Origin of the sequence: Sphingomonas sp. CFBP9019 (assembly GCF_034045155.1) — a bacterium.
Taxonomy (GTDB): domain Bacteria; phylum Pseudomonadota; class Alphaproteobacteria; order Sphingomonadales; family Sphingomonadaceae; genus Sphingomonas; species Sphingomonas aerolata.
The window spans coordinates 668,235-682,945 of sequence record NZ_JAXCWK010000004.1 but is presented as its reverse complement, the minus strand read 5'-3'; the positions used below and the strand labels follow the sequence as shown (position 1 = coordinate 682,945).

The 14,711-nt window shown below is 67.2% G+C and carries 7 protein-coding genes; 1 reads left to right on the top strand and 6 read right to left on the bottom strand.

Going from position 1 to position 14,711, the window contains the following annotated elements; genetic code table 11:
* The first annotated feature begins 57 nt into the window (after positions 1 to 57).
* Entirely contained in the window at positions 58 to 939 is an 882-nt protein-coding gene (locus SOM18_RS14940) for a polysaccharide deacetylase family protein (protein WP_031441808.1), read from the top strand.
* A 12-nt stretch (positions 940 to 951) separates the two neighbouring features.
* Here the strand turns inward: SOM18_RS14940 and SOM18_RS14935 are convergent, their stop codons facing one another.
* From SOM18_RS14935 to SOM18_RS14910, 6 genes are all read right to left on the bottom strand, one after another.
* On the bottom strand, positions 952 to 2,265 hold the full coding sequence (locus tag SOM18_RS14935; protein ID WP_252574620.1) for an HlyD family type I secretion periplasmic adaptor subunit: 1,314 nt from the start codon (positions 2,263 to 2,265) through the stop codon (positions 952 to 954).
* On the bottom strand, positions 2,262 to 4,022 hold the full coding sequence (locus SOM18_RS14930) for a type I secretion system permease/ATPase (protein ID WP_052381002.1): 1,761 nt from the start codon (positions 4,020 to 4,022) through the stop codon (positions 2,262 to 2,264). The genes SOM18_RS14935 and SOM18_RS14930 overlap by 4 nt, the downstream gene beginning before the upstream one ends.
* Positions 4,023 to 4,025: 3 nt before the next feature.
* A complete protein-coding gene (locus tag SOM18_RS14925) occupies positions 4,026 to 11,249 on the bottom strand; it encodes a peroxidase family protein (RefSeq protein ID WP_320481905.1) in 7,224 nt (2,407 codons plus the stop codon).
* Positions 11,250 to 11,618: 369 nt separating this feature from the next.
* Entirely contained in the window at positions 11,619 to 12,281 is a 663-nt protein-coding gene (locus SOM18_RS14920) for an SCO family protein (protein WP_320481904.1), read from the bottom strand.
* Positions 12,278 to 13,339, bottom strand: a complete 1,062-nt coding sequence (locus SOM18_RS14915; RefSeq protein WP_320481903.1) for a multicopper oxidase domain-containing protein — start codon at positions 13,337 to 13,339, stop codon at positions 12,278 to 12,280. Before SOM18_RS14915 ends, SOM18_RS14920 begins: the two co-directional genes overlap by 4 nt.
* Positions 13,340 to 13,365: 26 nt before the next feature.
* Positions 13,366 to 14,562 carry a hypothetical protein gene (locus tag SOM18_RS14910; RefSeq protein ID WP_320481902.1) on the bottom strand — a complete coding sequence of 399 codons (1,197 nt, stop codon included), beginning with the start codon at positions 14,560 to 14,562 and terminating at the stop codon, positions 13,366 to 13,368.
* Positions 14,563 to 14,711: the final 149 nt, after the last annotated feature.

The following is a 14,711-nucleotide window of genomic DNA, read 5'->3' as shown; positions in this document are numbered from 1 at the left end:
TTCCATAAGTATCTGCATCATGGCGTTTCTATCCCGCGACCCGCGCGTTCCAGCGTGATGAGCACGTCGCAACATGGCCGCTACGCCTATCGCCCGATCGTCGACCGCCCGGACTATGACTGGCCCGACGGCCGCCGCCTCGCCATCTATTTCGGGGTGAATTACGAGGTGTTCGATTTCGGCGGCGGGCTGGGTCCGGAACTGGCCCCCGCGCAGACCGACCCGGACGTGATGAACTATGCCTGGCGCGATTATGGCAACCGGGTCGGGGCGTGGCGATTGTTCGACTTGTTCGATCGGCTGGGCCTGCACACCACCGCGTTGCTCAACGCCGACGTCCTTGATCGCTGCCCGGGGCTCGCCGAGGCGTGCCGCGACCGCGGCGACGAGATCGCGGCGCATGGCGGCACCAATGCAACGGCGCAAGGATCCCTTGCGCACCCGCGCGAGAACCAGATGATCGCCGACGTGACCGAGCGGCTGGCGACACTCGGCGTACGTCCCACCGGCTGGCTGGGACCGTGGATATCGGAGAGCGACGCCACGCCGGACCTGCTCGCCGAAAACGGCTATCGCTATGTCCTCGACTGGGCGCATGACGACCAGCCGACCCGGCTCGCGACCTCTCATGGCGGACTGCTCTCCATCCCCTATTCGCAGGAAATCAACGACCTGCCCGCGATCATCGCGCGCAAGCAGGAGGCGGTGACGTTCGCGGCCATGATCCGCGACGGCGTCGAACAGCTGCTGTCCGAATGCGACCGGCGTCCGCTCGTCCTCGGCATCGCGCTCCATCCCTATATCATGGGACAGGCACACCGCGTCCCTGCACTGGCCCGCGTACTGACCGAACTCCGCGCGGCGAACGATCCGCGCATCTGGTGGACCACCGCCGGCGACATCGCGGCGCATGTCGAGGCGAACGGGCTGGCCGCCTGACCCCGCACTCACTCAGGCTTCACGACCGCCGCGCCACAGGCTCTCCTTCAACGGGCCGATCAGGTAGTCGAGCGCGGACCGTTTCCGGAGGGGGACGAGGATTTCAGCGGGCATGCCCGGCGTCAGTGCGCCGGGCCCCTTGAGCGCGACGAGCGTCCGATAGCTTTCCGGCAGCAACGACGCCTCCGCCCGGAAGAAGCGATTGCCGGTCCGCTCCTCGGTGAAGCTGTCCGCCGACACCGTGTCGATCCGGGCGTCGAGCGCGGGCATCGCGCGGTCGTGGAATCCGGTGAAGCGGACCTGCGTCGTCTGGCCGGGGCGCATGTCGTCGGCATCGTCGGGCGAGACCTGCACCTCGATCACCAGCGCCCTGCGATCGGGCACGATTTCCATCAGCGTCTGCCCCGGCGAGACCACCCCGCCGATGGTGTAGATCGTCGGGCCGACGATCGTGCCGGCCACCGGCGCGCGCACCATCGAGCGGGCGAGCTGTTCGCGCGCCGCGAGCAACTTGGGTTGCAGCTCGTTCATCCGGACCAGCAGATCGCGCAGGCTGCCCTCCACCTCCTCGATCTGGCGACGATCGACGCCCGCGGCCGACAGTTCGGCTTCGCCGATCGCATCGCGCGTCTGGAGGATCTGCGCACCAAGCGCGCCATGCTCGCCGTCGAGCGCGGCCTGGGTGCGCTCGAGCGCGCGGATCCGGTTGATCGAGGCAAAGCCCTTGGCGGCGATGACCCGCATCCCCGTCAGCTCGTCGTCGAGCAGCGCGCGTTGCCGGCGGTTCGCCGTGATCTGCTCCCCGAACCCGCCAATCTGTTCGGCATTGGCGTGGGCGCGCCGCATCCACACCGCCTTCTCGGTCTGCGCGGTCCGCAGGCGCGCCGCCAGCAGCAACCGCTGCCCGCGCAGCGCATCCTCCGCCAGCACCCGGTCCGCCGCCGGCAGCGCGCGGAATTCGACCGGCTCGGCCATCACCGCGCGCCGGTCGCGTTCGGCGAGCAGGCGTTCGCGCTGCGCGAACAGCATCATCAGCTCGGCGGTCATCCCGCGTTCGAGCGCGTGCAGATCCGCCGACGCGATCTCGAGCAGCACTTGCCCGCGCGCGACCTTCTGGCCTTCGACGGCGCGCAATGCCGTGACGATGCCCCCGTCGCGATTCTGCACCGCCTGCCGCTTGCCCGACACGATCACCGCGCCGCGGGCATAGACGCCGGCGTCGAGCGGCATCATCGACGCGCCCCCCAGCAGCCCGATGAAGAACAGCGCCGCGACGCGCAGGCCGCGCCGGATCTCCACCCGCGCCGAATCGTCGATCATGCTCATGACACAGCCCCCTTCAGTCCGACGACATTGCCGCGGCTCCCGCCGGCGCGGCGCGCCAGCTCGGCCAGAACCTCCTCGGCCGGACCTTCGCAGTCGACCGATCCGGCGTTGAGGACGAGCAGCCGATCCGCGGCGGCCAGCACGCTGGTGCGGTGCGCCGCGATCACGATCGTCGCGCCGCGCTGGCGACTGGTCTCCAGCGCGCGCATCAGCGCCGCCTCGCCCTCCGCGTCCAGCGCGGCATTGGGTTCGTCGAGCAGAAGGATCGGTGGATCGTCGAACATCGCCCGCGCCAGCGCGATCCGCTGCCGCTGGCCCGCCGACAGCGCCAGGCCGCCGCGCCCGATCGGACAGTCATAGCCGCCGGGCAGCGACAGGATCAGCGCGTGGCACCCCGCGACCTTGGCCGCGTCGATCACCCGCCGGTCGAACGAGACCGGGTCCACCGCGTTCGGATCGGCGAACCGGGCGATGTTCTGCGCCACCGTGCCCGTCAGAAAGCCGGGTTCCTGCGGCACATAGCCGCGGTACCGCGCTAGCCGCTGCGCATCCCAGAGGATTGTATCCGCGCCATCGAGCAGCACCTGTCCGGATTCGGGCGCGATACCCCCGGCGAGGATGCGGATCAGCGTCGTCTTGCCCGCCCCCGATGCCCCGACGATGCCCAGCATCTGCCCCGCCTGCAGGTCGAAGCTCACGCCCTTCAGCAGCATCGCCGCGCCATCGGCGCTGCGCGTGGTGATCTTGCGCGCGGTGATCCGGCCGAGCGGCGCCGGCAGGACGGTCGCGGGCGCCGCCGCCGCGTCCGTGTCGAACAGCTGCTTCAGCGATTTCAGCGCCTCGTTCGCGCTCTGCAGGTTCGACCAGCCACCGATCAGCAGCTCGACCGGCTGGAGCGCACGGCTGAGCAGCACCGAGGCGGCGATGATCGATCCGACCGAGATCTGCCGCTGGACCGCGAGGATCGCGGCGAGCCCGAGCGCCAGCGACTGTAGGAACAACCGCATGAACTTGGCGATCGCGGCATAGCGCGCGGTCGCCATCTGCGCCGCGGCCAGCGCCGCCTGCCCGTCGCTGCGTTCGGCGATCTGCCGGTCGACCATCGCCCGGCCCATGCCCAGCGCGCGGACGAGCTCGGCCTGCTGGGCGATATCCTCCTGGACGATCGCCGACCGGGCATTGGCGGTGTGCGCGACGGTCATCAGCCCGCGCGTCCCCCGCTCGGACATCCATGTCAGCACCGCGAGGCACGCGCCTGCGGCGATGATGAACAGCCCCAGCAGCGGATGGATCAGCACCGCAGCCAGAACATAGATCGGCGTCCAGGGCGCATCGAAGATCCCGACCAGCGTCGGCGCGGTGATCACCTGCCGCAGCGTGTCGAACTCGCGCATCGCCTGTGCGGTCGTCGGGTCCCGCTGCCGGGTGTGACCGCGCTCGATCAGCCGCGCCAGGATCGCCCGCGACACGCGCTGGTCGAGCCGCAGCGACACCTTGACCATCAGCCGCGACCGCAGGGCCTCCAGCACCCCGATCGTGGCGATCGCCGCCCCCAGCACCAGCGTCAGGATCACCAGAGTGACGACGCCCCCGGTCGGCACCACCCGGTCATAGACCTGCATCATGTACAGCGTCGGCGCGAGGTACAGGATGTTGACCAGCGCGCTGAACAGCAAGGCGGCAAGGAGATGCGACCGACAGCGCGTCACCGCATCCCGTACCGGCTGCGCCAGCCGGTCCCCGAACATCTGCATCATCGATCAGAACCCGAAATCGCTGTGGTCGATCGTCGTCGCGTTCACCCCGGTGAGCGTGATCGTCTGCGTGCCGATCGTGATCACCGTGTTGACGCCGACCTGCGAAATCAGCACCTGTGCCCCGAAATTGGCGGCGGTGATGCCGCAACCCGAAACATCGAGCAGGTCCTGTCCCCCGGCCGCATCGAAGTCGAAATCGACCACCGTGTCATTGCCCTGCCCGGTCACGAACACGAACACGTCGTCGCCCGTGCCCCCGGTCAGCCGGTCGCTGCCGGTGCCGCCGACGAGCCGGTCCTGCCCCGCGCCGCCCAGCAGCTGGTCGTTGCCCCCCAGCCCCTGCAACAGGTCGTCGCCGTCGAACCCGGACAGGATATTGCCCGCGCTATTGCCCGTCAGTGCGTTCGCGCCGGCATTGCCGTTGCCGTGCACCCCGGAAGTGCCCGTCAGCGTCAGGTTCTCGAGCCCGTCGGCCAGCGTGAAGGTGATGCTGCTGGTGACGAGATCGACGCCGTCCCCGTCGGTCTCGTCGACGCTGTCGCCCAGAGTGTCGACGATGTAGATATCGTCGCCCAGGCCACCCGCCATCACGTCCGCGCCGGTGCCGCCGTCGAGCGTGTCGGCGCCGCCACCGCCGAACAGCTGATCGTTGCCGGCCATCCCGCGCAGCGTATCGGCCCCCTCCATCCCCGACAGGATGTTGACGCCGGCATTGCCCGTCAGGATGTTGGCATCCGCGCTGCCCGTCGCATCGATCGCCGCCACCCCGCTCAGCGTCAGACGCTCGACCCCCGCCCCCAGCGTGAAGGACACGCTGCTGGTGACCGTATCGAGGCCGTCGCCGCCGGTCTCGTCGACCACGTCGCCGATATCGTCGACGACATAGCTGTCGTTGCCACGCCCGCCGGACATCACGTCCTGGCCCGTGCCGCCGTCGAGCGTATCCGTGCCCGCGCCGCCGAACAGCTGGTCGTTGCCGGCAAAACCCGACAGCGCGTTGGCGCCGTCATTGCCGGTGATGACGTTGTCAGCGGCATTGCCCCGCCCCGCGATTCCCCCCGTCCCGGTCAGGGTGAGGCGTTCGACGCCGGTGCCGAGCGTGTAGGTGATGCTGCTGGTGACGGTGTCGATACCGTCGCTGGCGGTCTCGTCGACGATGTCGCCGGTCGTGTCGACGCTATAGAGATCGTCGCCGTCGCCGCCGGTCATGATGTCCGAGCCGGTGCCGCCGTTCAGGATGTCCGCGCCCGCACCGCCGTTCAGCCGGTCGTTGCCCGACAGCCCGATCAGCGTGTCGTCGCCGTCGAGACCCGTCAGCGTGTTCGCCGCACCATTGCCCGTCAGGATGTTGGCGGCGGCGTTGCCCGTCGCGCTGGGCGAACCGCTCCCCGTCAGCGTCAGATTCTCGACACCGGCGGCGAGCGTGAAGGTCACGCTGCTCTTGACCAGGTCGACGCCGTCGCCGTCGATTTCGTCGACGACGTCGCCGACACTGTCGACGGTATAGATGTCGTCGCCCGTGCCGCCGGACAGGAGGTCGGCACCGATGCCGCCGTCGAGATCGTCCGCCCCGCCGCCGCCGAACAGCTGGTCGTTGCCGGCCAGTCCGCGGAGCGTGTCCGCGCCGTCGAGACCGGTCAGCCGGTTCACCCCGGCATTGCCTGTCAAGACGTTCGCATCGGCATTGCCCGTCGCGTTGATCGCCGCAGTGCCTGTCAGCGTGAGATTATCCACCCCGGCCGCCAGGGCGAAGCTCACGCTGCTGTTGACCAGATCGACCCCGTCCCCGCCGGTCTCGTCGACGGCGTCACCGACATTGTCGACCGTATAGGTGTCGTTGCCAAGCCCGCCCGCCATCGTGTCCGCACCGGTGCCGCCGTCCAGCCGGTCGTTGCCGCCGCCGCCGGTCAGCCGGTCGTCCCCCGCAAGCCCCGCCAGACTATTGTCCCCGTCATTGCCGGTGACGACGTTCGCGACCGCGTTTCCGGTGGCGTTCAGCGCCGCGTTTCCAGTCAACGTGACGTTTTCCAGCCCCGTCGCGAGCGTGTAGGCGATGCTGCTGATGACGGTGTCGGTCCCGTCGCCCCCGCTTTCGCTGACGACATCGCCCGTGCTGTCGACGACATAGGTGTCGTCCCCCAGCCCGCCCGCCATGGTGTCGGCGCCCGCTCCCCCATCGAGGAAATCGGCACCGGCGAGCCCCGTCAGCGTGTTGGCGGCACCGTTGCCGGTCAGCACGTTGTCGCCGCCATTGCCGGTACCGCTGATCCCCGCAGAGCCGCCGAGCACCAGGTTCTCGACGTTCGCGCCCAGCGTGTAGCTGATGCTGCTGGTCACCGTGTCGGTGCCGCCCAGGCTGCCCTCGACGACCGTGTCGCCGCCGTCATCGACGACATAGGTGTCGTCGCCCAGCCCCCCCGCCATCCGGTCGGCCCCGCTGCCGCCATCGAGGCTGTCGTTCCCGTCTTCGCCGAACAGACGGTCGTCCCCGTCGAGCCCTACCAGCGTGTCATCGCCGCCGCGCGCAAAGACGAGGTCGGCGTCCTCCGTGCCGGTGAGCGCATTGGCCTCCTCGTCGCCGAGGATCGCGTAATCGGGGATCGCGACCGCCATCGTCGCGTCGGAATAGACCACCGATTCCGGCTGGTTCGTCCCCTGCGTGCTGAACCCGCGATTGTCGGTATAGTTGGTCGCGACGCGCAGCGGCTGGCCGATATCCTCGACGGTGACCTGATAGGTATCGCCGGTCGCCCCCGCGATATCGACCCACGTCCCCTCGACTTCACGCTGCCACTGCCGCGCAAAGCTCGTCGTGCCGTCATAATCGATGAAGCTGCCCGTCGTGACCGTCAGCACCTGATCGATTTCCGGCTCGACGTTATCGATCCCGAAGCTGCCGACATGCTGCCGGTTGATCTCGGCGATGCTGTCGGCGAACTGGATCCGCTCGACATTGCGCAGCATGTCGCTGCCCTCGTCGCCGATATTGTCGACGACGCTGACCCGCCCGTCGGGCCGCAGCGTGATCGTGAAGTTGGAGCGGTTGCCGATATAGACCGCGGTATCCATCCCCGACCCGATCGTCGCTGCACCCGTGGCATAGCCGTTGACGGTCTCGCGGTAGACGATCTCGCGCGATGCCACGAGCTGGCCGGGGTTGATCGTCCCGTTCAGCAGTCGCGCCTGGATCTCCGTCAGCGAATCCGCGCGGAACAGCTCGGGGCCCGAGCCGTCCTTGTTTTCGCGCACGCTGATGAAGACGTGCATAAAGGCGTCGCCGTCGATGATGTCGTTGCCCGCGCGCCCCTTGATGACGTCCGCACCGCCGCCGCCGATCAGCAGGTCGTCGGTCGTGCTGCCGTCCATCACCAGCGCATCGACATCGTTCGCATCCCAGGTCTTGAAGCTCAGCAGCTCGCGCAGCCCGGTGATCAGCCGCACGCCGTCCTCGTACAGGTTGTTGCCGAGGATCCGGGGATTGTCGTCGCCGAGCAGGTCCGGGAAATTGGCGCCCGTGCTGACGAGCCCGAGCGGGATCTGCCGGCCGGTCAGCGTGTCGGCATATTTCCAGCCCGACAGCGCCTCGACCAGGTCGTTGCGGTCGCGCAGCGTGAACGCCTGCTGGTTGACCGCGGCACTCAGCCCGAGATCGGAATTGGCGGCGGTCGTATCACCCTGGTGGATGACCCAGTCGAACCCGGCCATGCCGTTGTTGCGCTGGATCCCCGCCCCCTGGATCATGATGTCGTCGCCGCTCTCCCCGTCATAATCGGTGTCGTTGCCGCCGCCGTTCAGGATGTCGTTGCCGATGATCGGGCTGTTGAAGAACAGGTTCGAATTCTCGCCCGTCACGCTGTCGAAGCCGTCGCCGCCCTCGATCCAGTCGTCGCCTTCATTGCCCATCAGGCCGTCGCTGCCGCTGCCGCCGAGCAGGAAGTCGTTGCCGCGGCCGGCGAACATCTCCTTCGCGTCGGTGCCGCCGACCATGAAGTCCTGGCCGCCGCCACCGAACATGATGTCGAGCCCGGAGCCGCCGCTGACGACGTCATTGCCCTCGCCACCGCGCAGGAAATCGTCGCCGAACGGATCCTCGATGATGTCGTCGCCGTCACCGGCATAGACCTGATCGGATTCCGTGCCCGCGTTCAGGTAATCATCGCCGCCATCGCCCCACAGCGTATCGATGCCCTTGTCGCCATAGAGCCGGTCATTGCCCTCGGTCCCGCCGAGCACGACATGCTCGCCGCCGCTATATTTGAGCATCCCGCCATCGTCATGGCCGTCGCCGTCGACGTCCTCGCCCGGGGCGATCCGATCCACCTTGGGATCGAACGCCTGCTGGAAACTGTCCTCCCAGACCGGATCGAACGTGCCGCCCGCCAGATACGTGCCGTCCTCGCCGATATTGGTGACCTGCGGCGTCAGCGGATCGAGTTCGAGGATATAGTCCGCGGTGTTGAAGATCTGGCCGTCGATATGCGTCGAATGCACGTCGCCCAGGTCGGAATTGCGCATGACGAGATCGGCGAAGCTGCTCTTCTCCAGCTCGTTGAGCATGTTCATGCCCTGGGTGCGGCTGAGATAATAGAAGCGGTCGCCGTTCTGCAGGCTTTCGAGCTGGTGCTCGAACACATAGTTGAACGTCGAACCCAGCATCCCGCCGAATTCCATCTTCTCCTCGGCCAGACCGCCGATCCACAGATCGACCAGGTTCAGCCCGGTTTCGTGGCTATTGACCCCGTCGACGATGTTGGGCGCCCAGTTGCCCTTGCTCTGCAGGAAGTTGAGCCGATCGGCCGGGGCCTGGAGCACATGCTCCTCGACGCCCATCGCGGCATTCGCATGGACGACGATATCCGCGCCGCCCATCACCAGCAGGGTCGCGGCGGCGCGCTTGCCCTCCAGCGTCGTCTCGCCGGTGATCAGCGGATGCGTGCCATAAGCGGCGATGAAATTGACGATCGACAGCGGGTTCTTGATGTTCTGCGCGAAGTCGAACCAGCTCGTATAGGGCTTGAGCTGCGACTCGTTGGTCGAGGCATAGAGCTCCGCACGCACCACGTTGAACGCCGCGACGCCGGCATCGCGGCCGCGCGCGATGTTGAGCGCGGCGAGGTCGAGCGGCAGCCCGACGAGGAAATTGCGCAGGGAATCCGGCACGAACTCGTCGATCTCGCTGCCCTCGACGCGCGTCATCCCGCGAATGATGGCGCCCGCGGCGATCGCCGCATCCTCCTCGCCGGTGACGGGATCCAGACCCGCTTCGCCAAAGGCCTGCGGGTTCAGGAACGCCTCGACCAGGCTCAGCGATTGCGTCGACAGCGTCGGATCGGTGATCTCGATCGTGTCGGTCAGCATCGAATGGCCGAACCGGTACACGGCGTGCGCGAACTCCGCGGTGATCGCAGGGTCGATGTCGGCGGTATTGCTGAAGATGAACGGATCGATATTGGGCTGGATCCGGCGCGCGAATTCCTCGAACACCAGATGCTGATACTGCATCTCGGTGCTGAACCGCCCCGCCTGGAACAGCCTCTCGCCATCCCAGTCGAGCGCGGCGATCGCCTGCGTCTTCGCCGTCCCGGTCAGCGCCTCGATCGCATCGAGCTCCGCCTGCGTGATCGCGGTGCGCGTACCGTCGGCGGCGGGCCGCAGCCATTCGTTGACGATGGCAAGGTCACCCGATGCGATGATCGTCAGCTTGTCCGCCTCGACCACGCGGTTGTGCTCGGAATGGAAGACCGTGTGGACCGCGGTCAGCCCGATATTCTCGTTGCCGCGGCCGTCGCCCGTGACGAAATGCGCGTCGAGCATCTCGTCGTCATAGGTCAGCGGGTTGTTGTCGTCGGCGATCAGGTCGCGCGCGTTGATCACGCCGTCCAGATTGACGTCGCGCAGGTCGTCGAGCGTGATCGCGTGGTCGCCATCCACATCGACGATCCGCCCCTCGCCCGCGACCAGGTCGGCCTCGTCGGACACGCCGTCGCCATTGAAGTCGAGCATGTCCGTATCGGCGGTCTGCCGCACCGCGGGCGTCGCCGGATTGTGATCGAGGTCGACCAGCACCGGTTCGGCATGATGCGCGATGTCGTTGAGGAACGCGTGGCCGGTGAAGTACGCGTTCGCCGGCACCGCGACGCCCTCGGCCGTCCCCTCGAGCAGCGTGCCGTCCTTCAGCATGATCTGGGCATAGCCGTTCGCGCCGGGGATGAACCGGCCATACGCGTCGGTCAGCAGCAGCGGCACATTGTGCACGTCGTAATCGTCGAGCCGGATGCCGAGCATCGTCAGCGCCTGCGCCTTGGTCTCGGCCCAGTTCGCCATCCCGCCGATCGCGCCGTCGAGCAGCCGCCCGGTCGAGACCGCATGCGAATCCTTGACCCCGTCGCCGTCCGAATCGACCGAGAATTTATACTCGCGCAGGAACACCTGATGCGACGCATGCGAGGTATAGGTCTGGTTCTGGTCGATGAACGGCGTCGTCGTGTTGACCGTTTCGGTCCCACCGACGACCGGGTTGCCGTTGGCGTCATATTGCGTCGACCGGGTCAGCGGCATGAAATTGGGGCCGCCGGGCACATAGAGCGGATCGTCGGGCTGCAGCGGGATCAGCACCGTGCCGTTGCCGCCCTTGGTGATCAGGTCGAGCCCATGATCGAAGAACTGGCCGAAGAACGTCATCCACGCGTTGAACGACGGCGACAGGCCGATGTCCGGCGACAGGTTCGGGATCGACGCCAGTTCCTCGTTGGTTGGGATATAGCCATCGGGTGGCGCGTCGCCGCCATGCGCATCGGCATAGGCCGCCTGCGCATGCGCGTTGACGTACCAGGCGGCGATCGCCGCGGGATTGGTGTTGGTCATGTCGGCGATCAGGTTGCTGATCAGCCGCGGATCGGCATCGACCACGCTGCCCGGCGTGCCGTAATTGGTGTTGGTCAGGACCGGTCCGCCGGGCCCGGTGCCGAACGTCGCGCCGTCGTTCAGATTGCGGAAAACGGGCGTCGTCAGCCGCGGCAGCAGCTGGTCCGCCGCGCCCAGCACCGCATTGCCCGGCAGCAAGTTGTTGTAACTGCCGTCGACGGTCCGCAGACCATAGGGGATTAATTGCGCCTGGGGGCCCAGGATATCCGCGAGTGACTCGCCAGCGGCATTGCGCTCGCTGATCCTGATCTGCGCCAGGATGAAGTTCAGGTCTCCCAGATCGACGGTAAAGTCACCAGACATGATGCAATTTCCCCTCTGAATGACGAAACGCGAAACGTCTCGAGCGATCGTGATCGGGTCGTGATCGAAGACCGGCACACGTCGTGACGCCAACCTTCCATTCTTCGTTCGGCTGGATAAGGCCCATGAAGGACCTACGCCGGCCCCTGGCAGCCTAGGCCCCGTCCTAGGCCGAACGGCCGGGTTCGCGGCCGCTTCGCCTGGCGATGGACCCGAACACGCTTCGAATCCCGGTCTGTGCGAGGTCGAGCGGGGCCATGCGCGGCGCTACCCCGCCGCCAGTGAGGGGGGGCTCGTTCCGGCGGCGGGGTCCCGATCCGGCGAGCGAGTCAGCCGGTCGAGACGATACTGGACACAAAAGCCGCCGGGTCAGCCCCGGCGGCGTGCCAGATGACGGATCATGTCCTCGAGCGCGACCGACGGCTGGTCGTGCATCGCATAGCCCGCGACACGCGTGTCGGGCGCGAGGACATAGATGAGCGAGGAGTGGTTGATGCTGTGCCCCATCTCGCCGGGCCTTGGCGGGATGTGCTCGCGCGCGACGTTGAATGCCTGGGTCGCGGCGGACAGCTGTGCGCGCGTGCCCGTCGCGACCACCAGCCGCCCGTCGAACTTCTTGGCCAGCGCGCGCATCGCCGCAATGCGGTCGAGCTCGCCATGGCCGTGATGCGGCGGCGCCTGCAACGCCATCGCCGCCGCCGCGCCCGGCCGGCGGAATCGCACCACGCCGAGCGGCGGCACGTCGATGTCGACGAACAGCGCACGCGCCGCGATCCCCGACTGGCGCAGCCGTTCCGCCGTCTGCACCATCCGCGGAATGGCCATCGGGCAGCTCGCGCGGCAGCGGCTGTACCCGAAGAACAGCAGCGTCCAGCGATCGCGAAAGTCCGAAGGCCCGATCGGGCGGCCTGCGACATCGGAAAAGTCGAACGCCCCGCCCAGCTGCGTGGGCATTGCCGCATGCGTCGCATGGCCGGGACGTGCGGACAGGGAGGCGGACGGGGGGGCGGATCGGGTCGGGAATGTGGTCATGATACGACAATCTGCGTCTTGGCCACGCCGCGGCCATTGTCCTGGACGCGGCGGGTGATCCAGTGGAGATATTCGATCGTTGCGTTGATCGCGCCGCGCTGAGTCGCGGTGATCAGGAAATCGAGCCGAGCGGCGCTGGTCAGCTCGATCGGCGTGCCCGCGGGAAAGACGATCGGCGCATTCCAGTTTTCCTTGCCCAGCCGGTGCCCGTCGCACGACACGCAGGTCACCGGCACCTGGAACGTCACCCGAAGGATCGAGTAGCTCGCGCTGAGCAGCCGGATCAGGATCGTGTCGCCGACCCGCGCCTTCGCCGCGACCTTCTGATCGGTCATCGTCTTGGTCGGGAACACGCCGTTGATCAGGAAATATCTGGGCTCGAACCGGTTCAACCCGACATTCTCGCCGCACATGCCCGCATCATGGTTGTTGCTCAGCACATTGTGCCAGCGCGCATCCATGTCGTCGCACACCCAGAGCCGCTCGACCTGGTAGCGCTGGTACGGCGCATTCGCCATCGGCGACGAATAGAGATAGCCGGGCCCTTCCGGCGGATCGACGATCAGCCCGCCGAACATCCCCATCTCGAAATGCAGCGGGGTGTTGCGGTGGCAGTGATAGAAGAAGGTGCCGGGGTTGGACGGTTTCCACTGATAGGTGAACTGGTTCGCCACCTCGAACGACACATGCCCGACGCCGTCATGCATCGTCGTCGGCTCGATGCCGTGATGGTGGATCGTGTGCGCATGCTTGGCGGTGAGCAAAGTGACATGCACGATCTGTCCCTCCCGCACGCGCATCAGCGGCGAGGGATAGGGCGATTTGACGCCGCTCGCCGGATCCTCGAACGCCCAGTAGCGCAGCCGTACCCCGTCGGGCGCGACCAGATTGCCGCTGGTCGTCACCTGCCGGACGAAGCTGATGTCGGGCGTCAGCCGGTCGGGCGTCGGCAGGCTCGCTTTGAAGACGTTGCAGCCGAACGTCTGGAAATTGGTGACGCCCTGTGCCGCGGTCTTGGTCCAGTCGATCCCCGACGGACTGATACTCTCATCGCCCATGGTCATTCCCCATCGTCTCGACCGGATCAGAAGGCGTAGATCGGGCTGGTCATCGTCCAGTGCGTGACCAGTCCCTGCGGATAATTGCCCCCGCCCGCGGTCTGCGACATCTCGGTGTGGCAGTGCATGACGTATTTCAGCGGGAACGGCTCCTCCCTCGGTGGCCAGACCGGTACGTCGGGCGGCCGCTCGAACGGCAGGATCATGTCCTTGCGGTCCATCGGCCGCATGATCCACACGTCGCGTTCATAGACGTTGGTCTCGCAATAGGGGACGCCGCTCGCGTCCGCCTCGGTACATTCGAACAGGTGATTGCCGTGGATGTGCGCCGAATGCGTGCACAGCCCTGCATTCATCACCCGCAACAGCGTCGGCTGACCCTGTTTCCCGACCGGCTCGATCGCCTGCGCGGCCGCCCTGTCGACGCTGGCTGTGGTGTCGTGGACCGCGGTATCGAACCCGCTCAGGCCGTTGATGTGGAAATAATCGGGCAGGAACGCATCGATCAGCGCCTGGCCCGATATCCGGTAGCCCGACGCCACGCGCGCGTTGATCGCCGAATCGGTCTGCGAGAACAGCCACAGCTTGTCGCGCGCCGGATCCCCCGCCTTCCACCGCTCGCCGGGAAAGCGCGGATGCCGCCCGAACGCATCGAACACCGCGGCGATCTGCGGCGTGTGCATCGCGCGGCTGAACGGCGTCGCCGAGCCCGCGACCGTCGTGCCCAGCGCAGGGTCGACGATGAAGGCGCCGTGCAGCCCCAGGATGCGGTTGAGCGGCGGCTCATACGGATCATGATAGAGATAGGAGCCGCCGACCGGCGCGACGAAATCCGGCACCTGCCGCGTCTGGCCGGGGGGGATTTCGGGCACGGTCGCCTGCGGGATGCCGGTGATCGCGAAGCCGTGCGGGACGAGGTCGTTGTTCGTGATGCTCATCGAGACGGGCTCGCCCTCGCGGTACCGCAGCACCGGCTGCGGCTGGCCGCTCTCGTGGAAATAAAACACCATGTAGACGATCTTGCCGTCGATCATCTCCTTCTCGACCGGTTCGATGACCAGCCGGAGCGACTGCGCAAGATCGGACGAGCCCGATAGCGACATCGGCGTCGGCGCCGGGCTGCTGAGCGGCGTGTCGGTCGGCGTGATCATCTGCTGCGCCGTCGCGGCGAGCGCCACGGTCGTCGCGCCGGCCCCAATCTTCAGAAAGTCCCGGCGCTCCATCGACTATCCCCATGACGTTCGCGCAGTGCAATATCTGCCCGATTTCCCGGTATTTAGGTGCCAGACGCTGCTGCAGGATCAAGTAGGCCGCTCGGTCTAAGACCATGGACGATGCAGGGCCCGGGCGGGTCGCCGCGCGGCATGGCTGC